General features: G+C 60.7%; 12 protein-coding genes, 1 tRNA gene and 1 other RNA gene. 4 read left to right on the top strand and 10 right to left on the bottom strand.

Annotated features, from left to right (window positions below):
- Positions 1-21: 21 nt before the first annotated feature.
- The 3 genes from DXD16_RS05135 to bilS form a co-directional block, all read right to left on the bottom strand.
- Positions 22-708: a hypothetical protein gene (locus tag DXD16_RS05135; RefSeq protein ID WP_117655345.1), complete on the bottom strand. Its 687-nt coding sequence runs from the start codon at positions 706-708 to the stop codon at positions 22-24.
- Positions 709-778: 70 nt separating this feature from the next.
- Positions 779-1,336: a signal peptidase I gene (locus tag DXD16_RS05130; RefSeq protein WP_117655344.1), complete on the bottom strand. Its 558-nt coding sequence runs from the start codon at positions 1,334-1,336 to the stop codon at positions 779-781.
- 812 nt (positions 1,337-2,148) lie between these two features.
- On the bottom strand, positions 2,149-2,700 hold the full coding sequence (bilS, locus tag DXD16_RS05125; RefSeq protein WP_117655343.1) for a flavodoxin family protein BilS: 552 nt from the start codon (positions 2,698-2,700) through the stop codon (positions 2,149-2,151).
- A 347-nt stretch (positions 2,701-3,047) separates the two neighbouring features.
- Here bilS and DXD16_RS05120 point away from each other — a divergent pair, with 347 nt between their 5' ends.
- Positions 3,048-4,313: an ATP-binding protein gene (locus tag DXD16_RS05120; protein WP_158551592.1), complete on the top strand. Its 1,266-nt coding sequence runs from the start codon at positions 3,048-3,050 to the stop codon at positions 4,311-4,313.
- 28 nt (positions 4,314-4,341) lie between these two features.
- Here the strand turns inward: DXD16_RS05120 and DXD16_RS05115 are convergent, their stop codons facing one another.
- Positions 4,342-6,201, bottom strand: coding sequence for an ABC transporter ATP-binding protein (locus tag DXD16_RS05115; protein WP_117655341.1), 1,860 nt, complete (start codon positions 6,199-6,201; stop codon positions 4,342-4,344).
- A complete protein-coding gene (locus DXD16_RS05110; RefSeq protein ID WP_117655340.1) occupies positions 6,202-8,055 on the bottom strand; it encodes an ABC transporter ATP-binding protein in 1,854 nt (617 codons plus the stop codon).
- 350 nt (positions 8,056-8,405) lie between these two features.
- On the opposite strand from DXD16_RS05110, the gene DXD16_RS05105 reads away from it, so the two are divergent.
- Complete coding sequence (locus DXD16_RS05105; protein ID WP_147326454.1) at positions 8,406-8,873, top strand: hypothetical protein; 468 nt, start codon at positions 8,406-8,408, stop codon at positions 8,871-8,873.
- A 46-nt stretch (positions 8,874-8,919) separates the two neighbouring features.
- On the opposite strand, the gene DXD16_RS05100 is transcribed toward DXD16_RS05105, so the two are convergent.
- From DXD16_RS05100 to tadA, 4 genes are all read right to left on the bottom strand, one after another.
- A complete protein-coding gene (locus DXD16_RS05100) occupies positions 8,920-9,285 on the bottom strand; it encodes a hypothetical protein (RefSeq protein ID WP_147326453.1) in 366 nt (121 codons plus the stop codon).
- Positions 9,286-9,607: 322 nt separating this feature from the next.
- Positions 9,608-9,703: signal recognition particle sRNA small type (ffs, locus tag DXD16_RS05095), an RNA gene on the bottom strand.
- A 94-nt stretch (positions 9,704-9,797) separates the two neighbouring features.
- Entirely contained in the window at positions 9,798-17,387 is a 7,590-nt protein-coding gene (locus tag DXD16_RS05090; RefSeq protein ID WP_147326452.1) for a Spy0128 family protein, read from the bottom strand.
- A gap of 501 nt (positions 17,388-17,888) precedes the next feature.
- Positions 17,889-19,670, bottom strand: coding sequence for a tRNA adenosine(34) deaminase TadA (tadA, locus tag DXD16_RS05085; protein ID WP_117655336.1), 1,782 nt, complete (start codon positions 19,668-19,670; stop codon positions 17,889-17,891).
- 51 nt (positions 19,671-19,721) lie between these two features.
- On the opposite strand from tadA, the gene DXD16_RS05080 reads away from it, so the two are divergent.
- Positions 19,722-19,811: transfer RNA gene (locus DXD16_RS05080), tRNA-Ser, on the top strand.
- Between the two features lie 3 nt (positions 19,812-19,814).
- On the opposite strand, the gene DXD16_RS05075 is transcribed toward DXD16_RS05080, so the two are convergent.
- The gene (locus DXD16_RS05075; RefSeq protein ID WP_158551589.1) at positions 19,815-20,399 is read right to left on the bottom strand and encodes a TetR/AcrR family transcriptional regulator; all 585 of its coding nucleotides are present in this window, start codon (positions 20,397-20,399) and stop codon (positions 19,815-19,817) included.
- Between the two features lie 211 nt (positions 20,400-20,610).
- On the opposite strand from DXD16_RS05075, the gene DXD16_RS05070 reads away from it, so the two are divergent.
- Complete coding sequence (locus DXD16_RS05070) at positions 20,611-21,162, top strand: LemA family protein (RefSeq protein ID WP_082421874.1); 552 nt, start codon at positions 20,611-20,613, stop codon at positions 21,160-21,162.
- The last annotated feature ends 378 nt before the right edge of the window (positions 21,163-21,540 follow it).

Raw genomic sequence — 21,540 nt, 5'->3', positions numbered from 1 at the left:
TCGGTAAAGGGGGTGGGATTACTACAGGTCCTTAGCCCAATTCTTGGCAGCAGCCAAAGCAGACGCAGACGAACCCTCAGCGGTATTGTCTGCCGCGTAAATGAAGCAGTTGACATCCATCGTGGCAGAATTGGCGAAATCCTTTTGCTCGGTGTCCTTGGGCGTAGTCACCTGGCTGAACAGCTCGCCAGTCCACTTATCCTCATTCTTGCTGGCAATAAGCGGGGTAGCCTCGGTTCCTTCGCCAACATAAACGAAAAGGCCACCGAGATAATGAGTCGGCTCGCCCTCAACGGCGGTCGCATCAACGGCCTTCCAGCCAGAGTTAATGGTGAAGTAAGTCGTCTTGGAATGATCGGCCCCGGCAGACGCCGTCTTGTTGTTCACGAAGACGTACACATATGCATCCTCGGATCCCTTGCCGATACCGACATTAGGATTCTTGGGTACAGACACGCCAGGGGCGAGCTTAGAGTCCTTAACCCATTTGGTCTCGGTCAGGTTGCCGTTGACCTTATTGTTATCATCCGGAAGCGGCTGATTCGGATGGTCGGGATCGGTAGTGGGCTTGTTGATGCCCGCAGTGGTGAAGTTGTTGGTCAGGCTCGACTGCGCCGTCAGCCAGGCGTAGGTACCCACGCCGGCAGCCAGTACCAGCAGCAGCAAGGCGGCAATGATGCCGTAGCGCTTTTTCTTCTTGTTTTCCATCGTTCTCTTCCTTTCGAGAATCGTCTTCCCCGGCAACGGCCCCTACCGCCGCCGACGTTTTTCCCTGCCGCTATGAACGCCGCTCCCTCGCATGCACGCGGGCATGCTTGCCCGCAGGCTCGTCGGGAACCATCCGATCGAGCACTATCGACGCCGTGATCAGCAGCGCCAGAACGGCCACCACAACAAGCAAACCAGGCATCGTCGTGCAATAAACGTTGACGAAGCCCAGGTAAGGGACACAAAAGGAAACAGTGCCGATCACGCGCGAAAATGGCGTCTGCTCGGCATCGTGCATGATGCTTCCGTCTGCATTTTTGTTTGCAATGCCCTGCGTGCCGATCATCTGCGCGGCAGGGTCGATCTCGTACACCTGGTGCGTCACCACGGCGCCGTCCGATCGGTAAAAAGTTGCATTGTCGCCCATGGCAATATCCGTTGGATCAACCTGGTGAACAAACACCATGGAGCCGACGGGGAGCTCGGGTTCCATAGAGCCCGAAAGCACTGCAAAAGGCGTGTATCCAAATGCGCGGGGAGCAAAAGAAACAACGGCAAGGGCTATGACAAGCGCAAGCGCCAGACTGCTAAGAAGTGCAATAAAACGTTTGACTCCGCGCGCCGCCATAATGATTAATTCATCCCCATCGAGGCCTTATTCGACCCCTCCAAAGGTCAGCAAGTTTCAAAAGGAACCGCAAGGCGATTGAAAAGTGAGTCCGAAATAAGCCAATTTGGAATCTTTTCGTAATAAAAACATAGCGATGTGCTACATATTTTTCAATGTTTTATCGCTAAATGCTACTTATTTTGGCGTAAGTGGTCATTTATCCCCAAATTAGTCTGTTTTATCCAATACTTACGACTAACCCCCTACGCAACTTCCCCATAGAAGGTTCGTTTTTTGCGAAACTAAAATAATGGTACCCCCCCCCCACATTAAAACAAACTACTGGAAGTGTCATTTATTTCCGACCCCCCTTTGCCGGAGTTTTGTGACAGCCCCATGTAGTTCGCAGCCCATAATCCTCTGAGAACCGTGTCCCAGAATTCGCTTGCGAAATGGGATGCGGTTTCCGCTTGTGGCCCCGTTGGGAAACCACATCCCACTCCGATCGCAAATTCTGGATCGCACTTTCCGCCAAGACCCTCAACCGGAAACGGCATCCCATTTCTCGGCCGAAAACTGGGATGCGGTTTCCACAGAGCCCCTCAACGGGAAACCGCATCCCATTCCAAAGGCAAATTCCGGGACGCAGCTTCCGCAACCCCACCCATCCGGAAATCCCATCCCACTCCGCACACATCCGGGCATAGAACAATCAGCTTACTAGGCCTTCCATCAATAAAGGGGCGCCCTCGTGTCATGAAAAAAAGCCTCGAGAACTTCGAGGCTTTCACATTTGTATTGTTTTGCACGAAGGACCGCGAACGGCGAAGCTACTCTCCCAGCACGGCCTTTTTGGCGGCTGTAGCCATGTTATCCAGATCTTCCTTGGTGGGGTGATCCCTTGCGGCAACCCAGTTGTCGAGAAGCATCTTAGCGCGGGCGTTGTCGGGATCTTGCTCGAGCATGGCCTCGTAGCGCTGCTTGACCGCAGGGCCCATCTTGCCCTGGCACATCGCCCAGCCCGCAAGCTCGGCATCATTGGCCAAATTGGAGGTCACGCGATCGATAATCTGCTGGTAATAGCTCTGATCGGCGCCAAAGCCGCAGGTGCCAAACAGGAACACGCGCTTGCCGTGCAAGGCGGAGAGCAACGCCGCGACCGAAGGCGTGCACGCGCCCTTGTCGCACCAAAAACCGACGAGCACCATGTCGGCCGCGCAGGCGCCCTGCGCCTCGAGCGCAACCTGATCTGCATCCGCATCGTCGCTCAACGCCGCGGCATGGACAAACTCAACGCCCGCAGCCTGCAGAGCGCGCTTAATCGCGCCCGAAACCATCCTGGTATTACCGCTCTTGCTGTTAACCACCATAGAGCATGTCATAGTCACGTTGCCTCGTTTCCCCCGAAACTCGAGCCATTAATGCAATTTATTAGATGAATATCTTAGTACTAACGACGCAGATGTAAACCACCGTCTGTCGATTGGCGACGCGGGCGACATCTTTGGACAGATTTCGAACAGCATGTACTTCGGATTGAAACCGCCGCAGAACGTTTCACGAATGGCCGAAAAACTGTTTCACAAAACGCCGTCAAAATGTTTCATAAAATATCGTTAATTTGTTTCACGAAATACCGTCAAATTGTGTCATGGTTTTTCGTCAAAATGTTTTACGCGCTGGTAAGATGCTATAAAACAAGATGTTTCTTTGAATGGCGGGAAGTACGATGACTACGTATATGAGTAGATGTATCGATCGCTCAATCGAACGCGATCTTGGCATTTTTGGTGCCGTGCTCATTCAGGGACCGAAGTGGTGCGGAAAGACGACTACGGCCCAGCGATTCGCTGAATCATCGCTGTCTCTCTCCGACCCTGCCGGAGACTTTGCCGCACTGCAGCTTGCCAGGATCGATCCAGCCCAAGCAATAGTCGGGGCAACGCCGAGACTCATCGATGAGTGGCAGGAAGAGCCAAAACTGTGGGACGCGATACGTTTCGAATGCGATCGTCGGACCGGTGAGCCAGGGCAGTTTTTGCTTACGGGGTCAGCAACACCAAACGACGCCGACCAACCGATGCACAGCGGCATCGGGCGCATATCACGCTTGCGCATGGAAACAATGACTCTGGCCGAACTCGGGGTTTCCTCAGGGGCGGTCTCGCTCGAATCGCTGCTTAACGGATGCCCCATCAAAGCGGCACTTGGATCCATCAACGGCATCGCCGATATTGCCGATTTGCTATGTCGTGGTGGTTGGCCTCAGGCGGTTGGCAAGACGACTGCCGATGCAATGCGTATATCCGCTGCCTACATCGACGGTGTCTGCGAATCGGATGTTTCGAGGGTTGACGGCGTGAAGCGTGACCCGGAGAAAGTCAGAGCTCTTCTGTCTTCGCTTGCACGCAACGAATCCACTCTTGCCGGCGAAAAGTCTCTTGAGAAAGACCTCGGCGGTGATGTATCGAGAAGTACGCTGCGGCGCTATACGGATGCCTTGCGCAGAATACACATCATCGATGATATCCCGGCTTGGCATCCGGCGCTCAGGTCTCCGGTAAAGCTGCGGCAAAGTGCGAAAAGGCACCTCGCCGATCCTTCGCTTGCCGTCGCACTGCTCGGAGCAAATCCGGAGTCATTGGCATCCGACCCGAAGACGCTGGGACTGCTCTTCGAATCCCTCGTCCTGCACGACCTTAAGGTCTATGCAGCCGCAAATGACTCATCGGTGTCCCACTACCATGACGCCGACGATCTCGAGGTCGATGCCGTTATACACAGGCGCGATGGAACTTGGATTGCCGTGGAAGTAAAACTCGGAAGTCCGCAGATCCCCGAGGCATCTGCAAACCTGCTTCGACTCGAGCGCAAACTTGTCGAGCGTGGCGAGAGACCACCCGCGGCCAAGCTCATCATCATCGGGTTCGGCATGCCGGCCCATACAACGCCCGAGGGCATTATCGTTGCCCCCGTTGACACACTCGCGCCCTAGCGCTGCGTTACATGCCCCACGGGCTTGCTCACTGGGCGAATTGGCTGCGGTAGAGCTCGGCGTAGAAGCCGCCTGCCGCTAGCAGCTCGTCATGCGTGCCGCGCTCGATAATCTGGCCGTCACGCATCACCAGAATGCAGTCGGCGTTGCGGATCGTCGACAGGCGGTGCGCAACCACAAAGCTCGTGCGACCGGCCATGAGCTCGTCGAATGCCGCCTGCACCTGCAGCTCGGTGCGGGTATCGATGCTCGAGGTCGCCTCGTCCAGCAGCAGAATCGCCGGGTCGGTGAGCATGACGCGCGCGATGCACAGCAGCTGTTTTTGACCTTGGCTAAACGTGCCGCCGTCCTCGCCAATCACCGTATCGTAGCCGCCTGGCAGCTGCACGATAAACTTGTGCGCGTGCGCGCGCTTGGCCGCCTCGATAACCTGCTCGCGCGTGGCATCTGGGCAACCGTAAGCGATGTTTTCCGCCACCGTGCCCCCGAACAGCCAAGTGTCCTGCAGCACCATGCCAAAGGCGCGGCGCAGGCTCGCGCGCGTGTAGTCACGCGAGGAGCGACCATCGACCGCGATGCGCCCAGCATCGATATCATAAAAACGCAGCAGCAGATTGATGAGCGTCGTCTTGCCACAGCCCGTGGGACCGACGAGGGCAAAGCGCGTACCGGGTTTGGCCTCGATGCAGATATCCTGCAGCAGCTTGCGGTCGGGCACATAGCTAAAGTCCACGTGTTCAAAGGTCACCTCGCCCTGCGGGGCGGCAAGCTCCACGGCATCCACAGCGTCGGGCTCCTGCTCGCGCGCATCGAGCAACGCGAACATGCGGCGCGCCGAGGCGTACGCGGTCTGGATCTGCGTGATGACGTTCGTGACCTCGTTGAACGGCTTGGTGTACTGGTTGGCATAGGACAAAAAGATCTGCACGCCACCCACCGTGAGCGCCGCCGGCGCGCCCGTGATCACGCCCACGCAGCCGATCACAGCGACCACGGCATAGATGATGTTATTGATAAAGCGCGTGCCGGGGTTGGAGAGCGAACCCATAAACTGCGCGCGCTCACCCGCGGTGTAGAGCTCAGCATTGAGGGCATCGAAGCGCTGCTGAGCGTGCGCGCCGTAGGCAAAGGCGTCGACAAGCTTCTGCTCGCCCACGTATTCCTCGATATGGCCGCCAAGTTGGCCCTGAATGCGCTGCTGTGCCGTAAAGCTCTTGTTGGAAAGCTTGGCGATGGCGCCGGCTGCAAAAATGGAAAGCGGCGTGACGAGCACCACCACAAGCGTCATGGTCAGGTTGATGGAGAGCATAAACGCGAGCGTGCCCACGATGGTAATAACGCCGGTGAAGAGCTGCGTGAAGCCCTGCAGCAGACCGTCGCCCACCTGATCGACGTCGTTGACCACGCGGCTCATAAGGTCGCCGTGGGCATGGCTGTCGATAAAGCTGAGCGGCATGCGGCTGAGCTTGTCGCTCGCCTCCACACGCATGTCGCGCACCGTCTCGTAGGACAGGCGGTTGACGCAATAGCCCTGCAGCCACTGGAAGGCCGCGGCACCTACGACGACAATCGCGAGCTTGGTAACGAGCGGCAGCAGAGCATCGAAATCCACCTGGCTCGCGGCAACAATCAGGTCGATGCCCTCGCCAATGAGAATAGGTGTGTAGAGCTGCAAAATAACGGAGATGGCGGCACTCACAAACGACGCCGCAAACGAGACGCGGTGCGGGCGAACATAACCCATCAGGCGGCGGGTCACCGTGCCCACGGGATAGCGCTCAGGGTCGCCGGGCTGGCGTGGGCCGTCCCCCAGGTCGTTGAGGTTATCGTTGCCAGACACGTTGGCGGTCATCGTGGCGACCGAGCCGGAAGAAGTGTACGGATTCATTTAGCAGCCCTCCTTTGCGCAAGTGGATGCCAGGGCGCACGCGGCGCCTGGGGTGGACGTGGACGTCGCGCTCCCCCGCTGACCCTCGAGCTCCTCACGACGAAGCTGCGACTGGCAAATCTCGCGATAGAGCCGGCAGGTCGCGTACAGCTCATCGTGCGCGCCCAGGCCCGCGACCGAACCGTGGTCGAGCACGCAGATCATGTCGGCATCGCGCACGGTCGAGACGCGCTGGCTCACGATCACCGTGGTCAGTGGGAGCCCGCCCGCGGCGGCACCGCGCACGCTGCGCTCGCGGATGGCATGGCGAAGCGCCGCGTCGGTCTTAAAGTCGAGCGCCGAGGCGGAGTCATCCATGATTAGGACCTGTGGAGAGCCCACCAGGGCACGTGCGATGGTCAGGCGCTGGCGCTGGCCACCGCTAAAGTTCTTGCCGCCCGCCTCGACCGGGGCATCGAGCCCCTGCGGCTTGTTGCGCACGAACTCGCTCGCCTGCGCCATGTCGAGCGCCGCCCAGAGCTCCTCGTCGGTTGCCGCCTCGTCGCGCCAGGTTAGGTTGCTGCGAATGGTGCCGCTCACCAGCGACGCTCGCTGCGGAACGGTCGCGACCACGTGGCGCAGCTGATCGAGCGGCCAGGTGCGCACGTCGGCGCCCATCACGCTCACGCTGCCGGTGCCCGCATCGTACAGGCGCGGGATGAGCGAGACGAGCGTGGACTTACCACTGCCCGTACCGCCAATAATGCCGAGCGTCTTGCCCAGCGGGAGCTCCAGGGTCACATCGTTGACGGCGTTGGCAGCGCCCGCGCCAAAAGAGAAGCTCGCATGGCTCAAGCTCAGCGCAGGAACTGGAGCGACATTGCCCGGCTTGAGCAGCGCGACCGGCTGGTTGCCCCCGTCGGTGATGCTCGGCTCGCAATTGAGCACCTCGTTGATACGCGACGCGCTGGCGCTCGCCTTGGTAAAGACCACGACCAGGTTGGCGACATACACGATGGAGGTCAGGGTCTGCGTCATGTAGTTCACAAACGCCATGACCTGACCCTGCGTTAGCTCGCCCACGTTGACCTGGATGCCGCCCACCCACAGGATGGCGCACACGCCCAGGTTCATCACAAGAAACGTGACGGGGTTGAGAATCGACGAGAGCTTACCCACCGCGATGGCAGTATTGGCCTGGTCATCGGCGGCCTGGGCAAAGCGCTCGCGCTCGTGGTCCTCGCGCACGAAGGCGCGAACCACGCGAGCGCCCGAAAGCCCCTCGCGGCAAATGAGCGCGATGCGGTCGAGCTTTGCCTGCAGCTGCTTGTAGTACGGAATGCAGCGCGCCATGACAAACCAAAACACCAGGCCGATGGCGGGCGTGCAAATCAAAAAGATCATGCCGAGCTTAAGGTCGATGACAAGGGCCGCGCACATGGAGCCCACCGCCAAGAAGGGCCAGCGGATGAGCATGCGCACGCCCAACGCCACGGCAAGCTGCACCTGGTTGACGTCGTTGGTGATGCGGGTGATAAGCGACGGCGTGCCAAAGCGGTCGAGTTCGGCATAGCTCAGTTTGTTGATGTGCTCGTAGAGCGCGCCGCGAATGTCGGTGCCCATGCCCTGCGAGGTCAGCGCCGCCATCTTTTGGCAGACGAGCGTAAACGAGATGCCGATCACAGCCATGGCGCCAAGTACCATGCCGTAGTGGATAACGGCGTTGACATCGTGTGCGCCAATACCCTTATCGATCATCTGGGCAATCACCAGCGGCGTAAGCAGGTCAAAGATCACTTCGATCAGCTTGCACGCAGGGCCAATCACCATATATCGGCGAAACTTACCACCAAAACGCCTGAGCAGCTCAATCATAAAAAGGCGCTCCCTATCATCATTCACACTCAATTCGAATCATGATAGTACGGTGAGCCCAAAAATTGCGTAAGCAGCTCGTCATTTCTAATGGGATTCGGTTTCCAGAGAAGCGGAGAGGCGCGCATGCCCGGCAAGTTACGGGTCGATCACTTGGTATACTTACATTAGTGCTACCAAGTTGAGCCGCCGACCCTTGAAATGAGGTGCCGAGATGAACGACATTCTCGCAAGAAGAGCAAGACGAGCAACTGTGGGCATCGCCCTTTCCGCGGCGCTTGTCGCGGGAATCGCCCCCCCCCGTAACGGCGATCGCGGCAGAAACCAGTTCCCCCACCGGTGCAGTTGCCTTGCAGACGGAAGACGCGGCCGCCGCAAAAGAAAAAGCGTATGCAGCCATGCAGGAAGCGCTCAAAAACCTCGAGGCCGCAAAAGACGCCGCAAGTCCCGAGAAAATTGCGGTAATCGATGATGACATTGCCGCTTTTCAAGAGATCTACGACATGGTGGTGACGGAAGCCGCCAAATGGAGGAAACCCCTTCCCGCCATGCAAGCGAACGTCGATGCAGCCCAAGCCAAATACGATGAGGCCCACAACCGGACAAGCGGCCTTCAGGCAGAATTAAATAAGGCAATCGACGACGGAGCTTCTAACGAAACTATTAAGCAGTTGCGAAGTGAGATCATGTCGGCAGAAAGGCGAGAAAAATCTTGTGAAGATGATCTTCACCGCTGCCAACGCCGGCTCGAAAGCCAGGAAAACGGGTTCAGTATTTCGAAAGTGAGGCAGAGGAAGCCCACATCGATGAGGACGTAGCCAAGCGAGATGCGCTCCTCGACGATTTGGAAAAGGCGCAAGCGGCCTATGACGACGCCTGCAAGGCATACGAAGAGGCGAAAGCCGCGGCAGACAAGGTCACCTCGCCCGAGATAACGAAACCCGCCGAGACGACAAAACCCTCCAGCTCAGCGCAGCCGGCCGAAACGGCACAGCCCGCCAGCTCGCCCGCGACCGGCAAATACGCTCCATCGAGCTCCACCAAGCAAGCGAACACAAGCAGCGGCAAGCAAGCAGATACGACCGCCGGCAAGCTCGCAAACACGGGCGACACAGCACCGAGCGCAATCGCACTCGTAGCAGTCGCCGCCGCAGGCCTCGGAATAACCGCCACAGCCACACGCCGCATCAGGAACTCAAAATAGCCGCCAGCGGTTATTGTCTTCGCCAATCCACAAGCCCAGAGACAAAAAGAGGCCTGTTTCCCCACCTAGGGAAACGGGCCTCTTTAACTACAAAAATTCAAGCAACAGCACCGCCGCCTCTTGAACCACGTAGCCATCAATGCCCAAACAACGCCAACGAGCAGCAAAAGACACGGGATTAAATTATTCAGATAAATGTGACCCTTCAGGTGGTTTTGGTCGGCTACCCGCGAGTGCCGGCAGGGCGCTTGGTAGTCGAGCGATCCCGCAGGCAAAGCCGAGGACCAGCGAGACACCAAGCGCCCTGCCGGCACTCGCGGGTAGCCGCGGCACCAAAAAGCGCCTGCGCACTCGATGGATTCGGATGCCCGACAGAGGCTCCTTATGGCTGCTTCCTTCCGGACCTGACCAGATTCGGAACATGTCGTCATCCGAACCCATCGAACGCGCTAGGCGCTCGGTATATCTTACCTGCTCCCGTCCAGCAGGGCAAGTGGGGCGAACCCATCGGATGGATTCGCCCCACTCGTGCACATCGCTAGCGGCGCTTGCGGTACAGGACCGCGCCACCCGCGACGGCCAGCGCGCCGATGCCGGCCATGGCGCCGAGCGCCTCAACCGGCAAGCTGCGGTCGCCGGTGTCGGGCATGCCGCCCTTGGAGCCGTCGCCGCTAGCGCCGCTGCCGGAGCCGTTATCTGAACCGCCGTCCGAGCCACCGCCCGGCGTGCCGGGGTTCTCGGGGGTCCCGGGATTCTCGGCGTAGCTGTTGGTGAAGATTGGCGGCATGTTGGCGTCGCCCTCGTAGGAGACCTTCGCCGACAGATAGCCCGTCTTGGTGCCGTCTGCCGCCTCGTCGCTCACCGTGACGACGACCTTGTGCACCGCCTTGTCGTAGGTCACGTGCGCCTGGCCGTCGTCGACCTCGCTCACCGTGAAGGTGCAGGTGCCGGCCCGCTTGAAGGTCAGCGCATCGAACGCGACGCTGCCGTCGGCGGCATTCTTGGCGGTCGACATGACCTTGCCGTCCCGGCCCTTGAGCTCAAAGCTAAACTGGCCCGCCTTGAGCTCGGCGCCCTTGAGCACCTTGGCGGCGCCCAGCTTGAGGGTGACGGGTGCGGCCTGGTAGCCGTTGGTGAAGGTCACCGAGGTGTCGTTCGCGGCATTGCCCTCGGCATCCATGAGCTCGTGTTTGACGGCGAGCGTGCCGTTGCCGGCATCGGTGACCGTCGTGCGCACGCGGTACGTCGCCCTGTCATATGTCACGCCGCCCGCCGTGCCGGCGACCTCGCGCAGCTCGTAGCTGTGCGCGCCGGGCGCGGTGTAGGTAACGGGGCTGAGCGTGACCGTGCCGTCGGCGGCGTTCTTGCCCGTCGCCGCGACGCTCTCGCTGCCGTCGGCGACAAGCTCGACCAGCTGGAACTCGAACTCGCCCTCGGCCAGGTCACGGCCCTTGAGCTTCTTGCTCACCTTGATCTGGTCGGTGACGGAGCTCGGCGTCGGGTTCACGCCGTAGGTGTTGGTGAACTCGAACGCGCCCCTGCCCTCGGGCGTGCCCTCTGCGGGCAGGACCGTCGCGACAAGCGTGCCCGCGGCGGTGTCCTCGACCACCCTGACCATGAAGGTCCTGGTTGCCGTCGGGTCATTGACCACGCCGTCGACCGAACCGGACTCGCTCACCCGGTAGGCAAACGTCTTGGTGCGCAGGCCGTCGCCGTCGATCTCGACGCCATCGAGGTCGCTCGGCTGCCTGAACGTGACGTGGCCCAGCTCGACGTTGCCGGCGGCGTCGTTGGTCGCCTCGGTCACCGTCTTGCCGGAGGCGTCGACCGGTGCGGGCGCGCCGTCCAGCGGCTCGATCTTAAAGGTGTACCTGCCCGCGATGTCGGCCTGCGTGAGGCCGAGTCCGGCCTGGCGGAGCGCCAGCGTCTTGGTGCCCGCGATGTCGACCGTCGCCTCGCCGGCGCTATAGCCGTTCACAAACGACAGCGTGCCGTCGGATCCCTCGGGATAGACCACGACCACATCCAGCCCGCCCTTGCCGTTATCGGTCACCTTGACCGTGATATCGAAGCTCGACACGGCCGCCGTCACGCCCGCGGGCAGCCGGTCCGTGCCGTCCTCGGAAACGGTATAGGGAATGACCCAGGAGCCATCGGCGGCCTTGGTGGCGGTACCGTCCGCCACCATCTGCTTAAGCGAGTCGGTGGTGTAGGCGATGGGCGAGAACGCGAGCCCCGCGGCCTCGCCGTCGCCGGAGGCCTGGTTGGCCGCGGTCGCGACCACGTCGCCCTGGGCATCGCGGACGGAGAACGAGAACTCGCCCGCCGCCGCGGCGCGGCCCGCCAGCGTCTTGGTGGCGTTGATAACCGCGCCGCCCTCGCCGCCGAGCGTTCCGGTGGCCTCGTAGGAGTTCTGGAACGCGACCGTCACGGGCGCGGGCGTCGCCATGGCGTCATCTGCCGTGGAGACCTCGCTGCGGGCGACCTCGACGCCGTCCTTGGCAACCGTGGTCGTGACCATGAGCTTGCCCGTCGCGGTATCGTAGGCGGGCGCGATGGTCACCGTGCGCGGCACGGTGTCGTTGGTGTAGCCCTCGCCGCCGAGCTTGGTCTCGGTGACGGTGAAGCTGTAGGTCTTGCCCGCGTCGGCGTCGGTGAACTTCACATCGCTGCCCGAAGCAGCGCCGATGAGGTCGACCAGGTCGGCCTTCCCATCGTCAGCCGCGGCCACGGCGTAGGCGTCCTTGTCGGTCTTGAGGCCGAGCTTGGCGGCCGTCTCGGCGTCCGCGGTCACGGTGAAGGCGAACTGCCCCGCCTCCATGGCGCGGCCGGAAAGCGTCTTGGACAGGCGCACTCCCGCGCGGGCCGAGTAGTCGAGCTCGGTCGTGTAGGTGTTGACGAAGTCGCCGCCGCTCACCTCCGCGATCGCGGGCGTCGTGGCCGTGAGGTTGCCGGAGCCGTCGTCGGTCACGGTCACCGTCATCGTAGCGACGTGGTCGTCGTAGGCCACGCCGGCGATGGCGGAGCCGTCATCGGGCCTGACCTCGCGCACCGTGTAGGTGAAGGTCTTGGCGCGCACGCGCTTGCCGCCGACCTCGGCAAACTCGGCGTCCTTGATGTCGTCGAGCATGTAGCGGATGGGGCCGAAGCCGAAGGCGACCCTATCGCCCGCCTTGGTGCCGGCGGCGGCCGTCACACTGACGGTCTTGGAGCCGTCGGCAGAGCCATCGGGCATGGGAGCGCCGCCCTCGCCCGTGAGCGCGAACTGAAAGCTATCGCCCTCCGCCCAGTCGCGGCCCTCGAGCGTCTTGGTGAAGAGTCCCGCGGTGGAGACGTCCCTGCCCTCGGTGGCCGTTCCGTACGTGTTGGTGAACGCTGCAGTCGCGCCTGCCTCGGTCACGGTGCCCTCGGCCCCCTCGGCCGTGGTCGCGTAGCCCTCGGCGGCATCCTCGGTCACGGTATAGTGCGCGCCCACGGGTAGGCCGGAGATGATCTTCTCCCCGCCATCCTTAAGCGTGAAGTTCGCCTTGCCGTCCGCGAACGTCACGGCGTGCTCGCCCTTGCCGAAGGTGCCGGAGACGGGCTCGCCGTCCCCGTCGGCCAGCGCGACCGTGAAGCCGAACTCGCGCTGGCTGTCGCCGCCGACGACCGTCTTCTTGACGGTGAGGCTGCCCTCGCGGGACACGCTGTTGTGGGTCGTGTTGGTCTGGGATTCGTTCTCCCCCACCTTGACCGTGGCGGTGTTGGAGATGTCGTCGACCACGGCGGCTTCGGCGGAGACCTTCACGTCAAAGCTGAGCGTGCCCGTGGCGCCCGCAGCCTGCTCGCCGAGCGACCAGGTAAGGGTGCGCGTCGCGGCGTCGTAGGCGGCACCGTCGGCAGAACCCTCAACATAGTTAACGCCCTTGGGCAGGACATCGGTCACCGTCACGTCGGCCGCCTGCGCGGCGCCCCTGTCGTCGACGCTGTTATTGGCCCAGCCGATGGTATAGGTGAGGATATCGCCCACGCCCACCGGCTTGCCATCCACATCGACCTTGGCGCCCGAGACGTCCGCCTTGGTGACGGTCTTGGTGTTGTCGTGCGGCGTGAAGGTGTTGGTGAAGGTCTTCTTGCCCCGCTCGTTGGAGATCTCGGCCTTAAGGCCGGAACCGGTCTGAGTCACCGTGACGTCGAAGGTGTAGGCGTGCGCATCGTCCTCGATCAGGACATCGCCGCTTGCCTTCTCGGTCACGGTCGCGTGGTAGGCACCCGGATTGGCGAAGCTGAGCTCGCCGAAGGAAACCTTGCCGTCCTTGTCGTTCTTCGCCTCGATCGGGTAGCCCTCGAGCACATTGCCCGCGCCGTCGGCGAGGGAGAGCTCAAAGACGAACTCCCCCTCCTGGAGGCCGGGCTTGCGGCCGCCCGCGAGCACCTTGGTGAGCTCGGGGACGGACGCCGTGGCGGGGGCGGGGTCGAAGGTGTTGGTGAAGGCGGCGGAGGAGACCTGGTCTGCCGCGATGGAGCCCTCGGCCTTGGAGCCCTCGGCTCCGTTCACCGCAGCCTTGTAGCCAGCGGCGGCGCGCTCGGTCACCGTGTAGGCAGTTCCCGCGGGCAGCCCCGTGATCCTCGCCGTCTGGCCATCTTTGAGCTTGAGGGTCGCCTTGCCGTCCTCGAACGTCGCGTCACCGTAGGTGCCGGACACTTTGCGGCCCGCGGCATCGGTGGCCTCAACCGCAAACTTAAATGTCTTGTCCGCGTCGACCGCCAGGCCCTCGCGCGCCACGACGGTCTTGGAGACATCGAGCCCGCCCGTCTTCACAGTGTTGGTCACGGTGAAGCCGCGCTCGGCGTCGCCGGAGACCTTGGAGCTGTAGCCCTCGACGGGGTCCTCGGCCACGGCGTAGTCGATCACGGCGCCGGACTTGGAGTACTTGGCCAGGCCCTCGAAGGAGCCCTTCCAGTTATTGGACTTTGACAGCTCGATCGACTCGCCGGTGGCCTTCCCGTCGGCGAGCAGGCGCACGGTGGCCTTCTCGGCCGCCGGGCCGACCCACTTCTTCTCGACGGGCACCGAGACCTTGGCCGTGGAGGCGTTGGTCACGGTGAAGCCGCGCTCGGCGTCGCCGGAGACCTTGGAGCTGTAGCCCTCGACGGGGTCCTCGGCCACGGCGTAGTCGATCACGGCGCCGAAAGCATCACGCTGCGGCAGGTTGGAGAAGACGCCCTCCCAGTCGTCAGACTCGCTCAGGGTGATCGAATCGATGACGGTATCGCCGTTCTTGAGATTTACTTTTACCTTATCAGGATGGGGAATCCTGGGGTTCTCCCAGACCTTTTCGATGGGAATGTTGATGTTCTCGGACTTGCCGATGACAACACCGCCGTTGGCGCCGATGCCGCCTCCCAACGGCGCCGTATTGCCAGAGATCGTCAGCGACGTCTGGCCGCCGCCGAGGTTATACACATCCTCGCTCATCACAGATTTAAGCGCGACGTTCGGCGTGGCGTCGGTAAAGGACAGGGGCTCGCCGTTGTCACCATCGGGCGAGAATCGCGGGATTTTGGGGTTTGTTGCCGCAGTGGTGCCCTCGGGGTTAAACAGTCCACCGTCTCTGTACCAGCTGACCTTTCCGCCGCCCGGAGCGCGGTTGGCCAAGATCAGTTTGTATTTGGCGTCTTTGGCGCCGGTGAAGACGAAGTCGTCTCCCGCCTCGTCAGCCGTGTTCCTGGCGATCAGGCCGCCGTCCTGGACGTAGACCTTGGCATCTCCGGTAGGGCAGAACCACATGCCGCCGCCCTGTTTATCCGCATGGTTATCAACAACGCAAGCGTTTTCGATATGGAGCGTACTATAGCCAAGATACTCGTTGCCTTCGCTATACACGCCGCCGCCCATGCTCCAAGCAGTATTACCCTCGATCTTGCCCGCGCTGAGCGTAACGTCATTCGAATAGGTATAGACACCTCCACCGGCGGAAGCGGAGTTGCCAGATATGGACCCGCCCTGCATGATGAAAGCAGTATTCCCCTTTTCGCTATTCTGACAGCCCGGGTCGACCACACACACTCCGCCGCCTTTGCCTTTGCCAGACGCAACGTTGTTCTCAATCTTTCCACCCGTCATGGTGAACTCGGCATTGCCCTCAATATGAACTGCTCCGGAAGGATCGTAGGCCGCCTCCAGCCTACTGCTCCTGTTGCCGGAAATCTGACCACCAGTCATCGTGAACTTGGCTCTTTGGTTTTCGCCCTTACCCTGACCGTACGCAAGCACCGCACTGCCTCGATAACCGTTGTTGCCCTCGATGCGGCCTCCGCTCATGTCAAAGCGAGCGTTGCCCCACAAAATGATGCCAGAAGATGTAAGCCAATAGCAATTGGTGGCCCCGGTAACGACTCCGTTGTTACGGATAACGCCACCCCTCATAACTACATGAGCGCCGCTGGACGCGCGAACGGCACCGCAATACGAATGGCGCAGCTCGCACTGCTCGATAACGCCGCCCGTCATGGTAAGCGAGGCATTTTCTCCCGACACGTCGACGGTGCCCGTGCTATCCCCGCTCGTGGTACCGTCGTACACAACGGCCTCGTCAGAGAGCACAACTGCTCCCCTGCTAGAAATAATGGCGCCCTTGTTGTAGCGACCCCTCAGGGACGCTTTCCCCGACAACTCGAGGGATGCCCTCTCGGCAACATTGACCAGTACGGAGACGCCGCTATTCTTTGTTGCCAAGATGGCATAGGGCTCATCCGACGTGATCTTAATCATCTTCCCGGCAGGAATCGTGAGCGTGGAGCCGAGCTTCACGTGCTTTTTCAGGGTGATGACGGTTTCCTTGCCATCGGGGGCCTCGTTGACCAGCTCCTGAAGGGTCTTGGTGCTGTCATCGCTCACGGTACCGCCGACGCCGTCATCGATGTGCTCGCGCGTGTAGACGATATCGACGCCAGAGGACGGGAGGTTCTCCGAGCCGGTGATGTCGTCCATGCTGTTTTCGATTGTGATCTTCTGAACCGTGCTGTCGTCAAACATACCCAAGGGTATTTTGGTGAGGCCGCGCCCGATCGTCACATCCCTCACGCCACCTACGCCCGAGAAGGCTGCCCTGCCAACGGAAGTCACGGAATCCGGAATGGAAAGCTGCTCCGGCAACGTGCCGTAATAGAAGGCGTAGTCGCCAATTGTCTCAAGTGTCCTGGGAAGCTGGACGGCGACGTTGCTCTGGATAAAGGCCCAGTCACCGATACTCTTCAGGTTGTCGCAAAGCCCCACGATCTTAACCGGCGTATAGCAAAACGCATAGCCCGGAATGCTCTGAAGCGAGGACAGGTCCACGGACGCCCGCAGATTTTTGCACTCGCGAAAAGCCCCGCTGCCCATCTTTGTTACCTTGCTTAGATTGGGCACACTCACCAGGCTGGCACACCCCTGGAAAGCAGAGGATCCGATGCTCGTCAATGTGCCCGGGAAATCAATTCCGGTTAAACTCGAGCAATTCCGAAACGCCCAATCCCCGATGGACTCGATTTCGCTCAGCGCGGTGACGGACGTGAGAGAGGTGCATCCGTCAAACATGTGCGAGGGGATCTTGGTAACCGAAGCGGGCAACGACACGCTTGTCAGAGACGTGCAGTCTTCGAACACGCCCGTTATGGTGTCGGAGAAGGCGACATCTTTTGGAAACTCGATGCTTGTGAGGGCCGTAGCCCCCTCGAAGGCGCCCGAGCCCGAAATCATTTTGAGGGTGGAGGGGAGATTGATCTCCGAAAGGCTGCTGCAGCCATTGACCATCATGTTGGCGCTAATCTCCTCGACGCCCTCATCAAAATAGAGCTTTTCGAGCGAGCCAGCGTTTTGCAGCGAGCAACCGAAGTTCTTGATGGAGCCAGGGATATGGAGCTCCTTGACCTTTACGAACTTCCGGAAATACCATCCGCGCACGTTTTCGAGCGTGTCGGGAAGCGTCAGCTGCTCAACATTCTCGGCCACGATACCAGACGAGAAATAAAGTTTGGTGACTTTGTAGGTCTGGCCACCATGCTCGATGGAGCTGGGCACACTCACCACGGTCACACTGTCGTCGGCAACAATACATGTGATTTCCGCCGTGCCCTTATCCGTGGTCTCGCACGAATAGGTCACGCCGTCCTGGGTGATCTCAAACTCCTCCGCAGTATACGCAGCCCGCGATTCCGTGGCCGCATATGCGACACCGGCCGTCGCGCCAACGGATAAACATCCGAAGCCGAGAACCAGCGCAAGACAGAGAGCGACGACTCTCTGCCCCCCCGCCGAAAACTTTCCTCTCCAATTCCCTTCTCCCCCTCCGGTGTCGCCCTCTCTTCCCAAGAGCGATCTATTGATTAGGACAGTTTAAAGACAACATTATGCCCAAAGAGGCCCATCATGGAGATAATCCACGTCTTCGCCCGAAATGGTAATTAATTGGCAGGATTAATTGGCGAACAACTGAACGAAAGGCAATCTACTAATGGCACATAAATGGCGGCGTCAACACCTGAAGTGCATAGTCTCCGATCCCCAGACAACACCATCGAGCGCCGCAAGGCGCAGGATTGATTTGTTCAGATTCACATGCCTTTACGGGTGATTTTCTAGCCCCGTCCCAAAATGACTACTTTTCTAGATTCGGCCGAGGTCGTAGGCTCGCGCGGCAGACTCGCCGGCGCAGATGAGGTTGGTTGCGGCTTCTTGCGGATCGAGTGCCCGCTCCAGGTCCATGGGCTTGCGACAGATCGGAAGCACCAAGTCGACGCCCTGCCCATACACCGCATCCAGGCTGTCGGCACGACCGCCCACGACGGCGACCACCGGTTTGCCATATCGCTTCGCACGACAAGCCACACCCACCGGCGCCTTGCCGGCGGCGGACTGCTCATCCATATTGCCCTCGCCCGTTATGACGAGGTCGACATCGCGCACGCGCTCGTCAAACCCCACGAGGTCGAGCACCGTCTCCACGCCCGAGCGCAACTCGGCACCGAGTGCCAACAGCGCTGCTCCCAGACCACCGGCGGCACCGGCGCCGGGCACACCGAGCACCGAGCCAAATGTCCGTGCACCCTCGGATGTGCGCAACAGCCCCTGGGCTCGAGCTCCGGCAATCGCAGCGTCGAGCAAGCGACCGTAGCCGACCATCCAGCTGTCGCACCTGTTCAGCGCCTCGGCATCATCCGCCGGCAGACCCTTCTGTCCGCCGAACACCGCAAGCGCGCCGCGACGCCCTACGAGCGGATTCTCGACATCCGAAAGCACAACGATACGAGCGTCATCCAAAGCCTGCAGCGCTGGCGCCAAATCGATACTCGTCACGTGTTCAAGGCCCGCAAGACCGGGGGCGATATTGCAGCCCTGATCATCGACCACATGCGCGCCCAGCGCCTGCAGCATGCCGGCGCCACCGTCGTTGGTGGCACTGCCGCCCAGACCAATATAGAGTGTCTTTGCGCCCGTGCGAACCGCGCGAAGCATGAGCTCGCCCACGCCATAGGTTGTGGCCGCCAACGCCGCCGATTCCGTGCAAGGCGAGTACCCAATGCCGGCCGCCTCGGCCATCTCGATGACCGCGGACTTGCGCTCGGCATCAACCAGCATTCGGGCAGACACGCGGTCGCCCAAGGGACCTGCCACCTCGCAAGTCACAATCTCACCGCCGCACGCGGCAACGGCATCGAGCGTTCCCTCGCCGCCATCTGCCAGCGGCAATGCGGCCACCTGGACATCGGACCACACACGGCGCACGCCTTCGGCAACCGCCGCCTCCGCCTGCGCGCTCGAAACACTGCCCTTAAAGGAGTCAATCGTCAGCAGCACGCGGCGGGGCCGGCGGCACGCAGGACCAAAGTCAACCGCCGTGTCAGCATCCTCACCGGCACCTGCAAGCGCTGCGGTATGAGCGGCATGCGCCTCAAGATCGGCCCCACAACCGCAGCTAGCACCATCGGTACCACGCAGCCCACTAAAATAGCCGCTCAAAACCTCACGACACTCATCCGCCAGGATCCCAGCCGTCACGTTAAACCGATGATTCAGGCGCGAGTCGGCATTCAAATCGTATAGGGATCCCAACGCGCCCGCCTTGGCGTCGCTCGCGCCATACACGCAGCGCCCCACGCGCGCGTTAACCATAAGCCCTGCGCACATGCAGCAAGGCTCGAGCGTTACGTAGACCGTGCAATCGGAAAGGCGCCAACGACCGAGTGACCGAGCAGCGGCACACACGGCCGCAAACTCGGCATGAGCCGAAGGATCCTGATCGAGCTCGCGGCGATTGTGCGCCCTTGCGACGATCTCGCCGTCGCGCACCACTACGGCTCCGATGGGTACCTCGCCCACCGCAGCAGCGGCGCGCGCCTCGGCCAGTGCCTCGCGCATGAACTTCTCGTCGATTTCGGTGATCGTCATCGTTCGCCTTCCCTGTTGCAAATTCAAAACGATGCTATCATTACGACTCACGGAGAGATGGCAGAGCGGTTGAATGCGGCGGTCTTGAAAACCGTTGAGCGCGAGAGCGTTCCGGGGGTTCGAATCCCCCTCTCTCCGCCACTTTTAGTGATGCACCGGCGTCATGGTCCGCTCAAACAGCGCATCGACCACGTCGGCCATCTCGGGTCGACGCTCAAGATCGTGGCCCGATTCCCACCATATCGTGAAAAGTCGAATAATACCGCCGGCGACAAACTCAGACGTCGTCTCGAGTGACACGGGGGCCAGGGCATCCTCGGCGAGCACGTTCATCACACGCTCGCGGATGGAGCGGGCAATGCGGTCGCAAATAACGTTGGTCAGCATGCCCGACATGCTGCTTGCCAAAATGTTATCCATGAGCTGCTCGTGCGCCAGAATCAAATCCATGGCATCGTCCAAAATCGCGTGCCGAAGCGCGCGCACGTCCTCGGCAGACACTGCGCCGGCCTCATCGGGCTGTTTTTGCGGCAAGCCCGACATAAGCTCATCGATATAAAAGGCAAAGTAATCGTTCTTGTCGCGAAAGTGCTTGTAGAACGTCGTACGGCGAATCATGGCGCGGTCGCACAGCATGGCAACCGTCAGGTCCTCAAAACGATGCTCCTCGAGAAGTTCGGTGAAGGCATCGAACAGGGCGCGGTAGGTTTTCTTAATGCGAAGGTCCACTGGTATCGCCATCCTCAGGGCAAAGACAACACTCGACAATCTGTCGCATATCTTACACCTGTACCTCGCGCGTTTTACCCCGGTGCCGACCCCGCCGAAAACATAACGCTTACCGGAAAGTTCGGCACGGCAAAACGTTGCGGGTATACTAGTAGCGTTATACCAACGGCAGCTGGCGCATGCCGCCGCGGCCATTCGAAACGGAGACATCATGATTACCGTCATCATCGGCATCGTTGTTGTCATTGTGATTGTCTGCGCCATCGCCGGCATCTACAACAACATGGTCACCAAGCGTAACCGCATCGATAACGCCTGGCAGAACATCGATACGCAGCTGCAGCGCCGCAACGACCTGATCCCCAACCTGGTCGAGACCGTCAAGGGCTACGCCAAGCACGAGCAAGAGACGCTCTCCGCCGTGATCAGCGCGCGTAACACCGCCGTCAAGGCCACCACGCCCGAGGCCAAGATGGAAGCCGACAACGTGCTGACCGGTGCGCTGCGCCAGCTCTTCGCCGTGGCCGAGGCCTACCCCGATCTGAAGGCAAACACCAACTTTACGCAGCTGCAGGCATCGCTCGAGGATACCGAGAACAAGATTAGCTATGCACGCCAGAGCTACAACGACTGCGTGCTCAGCTACAACAACGCCATCCAGACGTTCCCGGCTGTCATCTTTGCCGGCATCTTCCAGTTTAAGGAGCGCCAGGGCTTCGAGGCCGCCGAAGCAGCCCGCCAGGCCCCGACCGTCAAGTTCTAGTAGTTTGGCAGCGCATCCTTAATCGGCCAAATGTATAAACCGCCCCATCGAACGCATACTTCGACGGGGCGGTTTCCTTTTTCGCGAAGGTCCCCCTCTAAGCGCCGTGCATTTTTGGGAGTATTCAACATAACCAAGAGCATCGGGTGCCACGACATAGGCCAAAGACCGCGAATATCCCTGCAAATCACCCGCTGTCAGCCCATAACCCCGCCCATCATTCGTAGAAAACATCGAGAAATCCCGATTTTTTGCCCGAGGTCGGTATGCAGGGGCCTTCGATTGCAGAATACTCGCAAAAATGCACGTCGCCATCACCCCCACATGGCGCGAACCAAAATCAAAACCACCCCTAAAAGGGGTGGTTTGCTCTTAGGG

Source organism: Collinsella sp. TF11-5AC, from assembly GCF_003436775.1.
Classification (GTDB): Bacteria; Actinomycetota; Coriobacteriia; order Coriobacteriales; family Coriobacteriaceae; genus Collinsella.
The sequence above is the reverse complement of the archived record's forward strand: the minus strand, read 5'-3'. Positions and strand labels throughout refer to the sequence as shown.

Excerpts from the sequence above, each read along its gene's own strand:
- bilS (WP_117655343.1), bottom strand. The coding sequence starts at position 2,700 with ATGACATGCTCTATGGTGGTTAACAGCAAGAGCGGTAATACCAGGATG.
- DXD16_RS05135 (WP_117655345.1), bottom strand. The coding sequence starts at position 708 with ATGGAAAACAAGAAGAAAAAGCGCTACGGCATCATTGCCGCCTTGCTG.
- tadA (WP_117655336.1), bottom strand. The coding sequence starts at position 19,670 with ATGACGATCACCGAAATCGACGAGAAGTTCATGCGCGAGGCACTGGCC.
- DXD16_RS05115 (WP_117655341.1), bottom strand. The coding sequence starts at position 6,201 with ATGAATCCGTACACTTCTTCCGGCTCGGTCGCCACGATGACCGCCAAC.
- DXD16_RS05130 (WP_117655344.1), bottom strand. The coding sequence starts at position 1,336 with ATGGCGGCGCGCGGAGTCAAACGTTTTATTGCACTTCTTAGCAGTCTG.
- DXD16_RS05110 (WP_117655340.1), bottom strand. The coding sequence starts at position 8,055 with ATGATTGAGCTGCTCAGGCGTTTTGGTGGTAAGTTTCGCCGATATATG.
- DXD16_RS05120 (WP_158551592.1), top strand. The coding sequence starts at position 3,048 with ATGACTACGTATATGAGTAGATGTATCGATCGCTCAATCGAACGCGAT.
- DXD16_RS05070 (WP_082421874.1), top strand. The coding sequence starts at position 20,611 with ATGATTACCGTCATCATCGGCATCGTTGTTGTCATTGTGATTGTCTGC.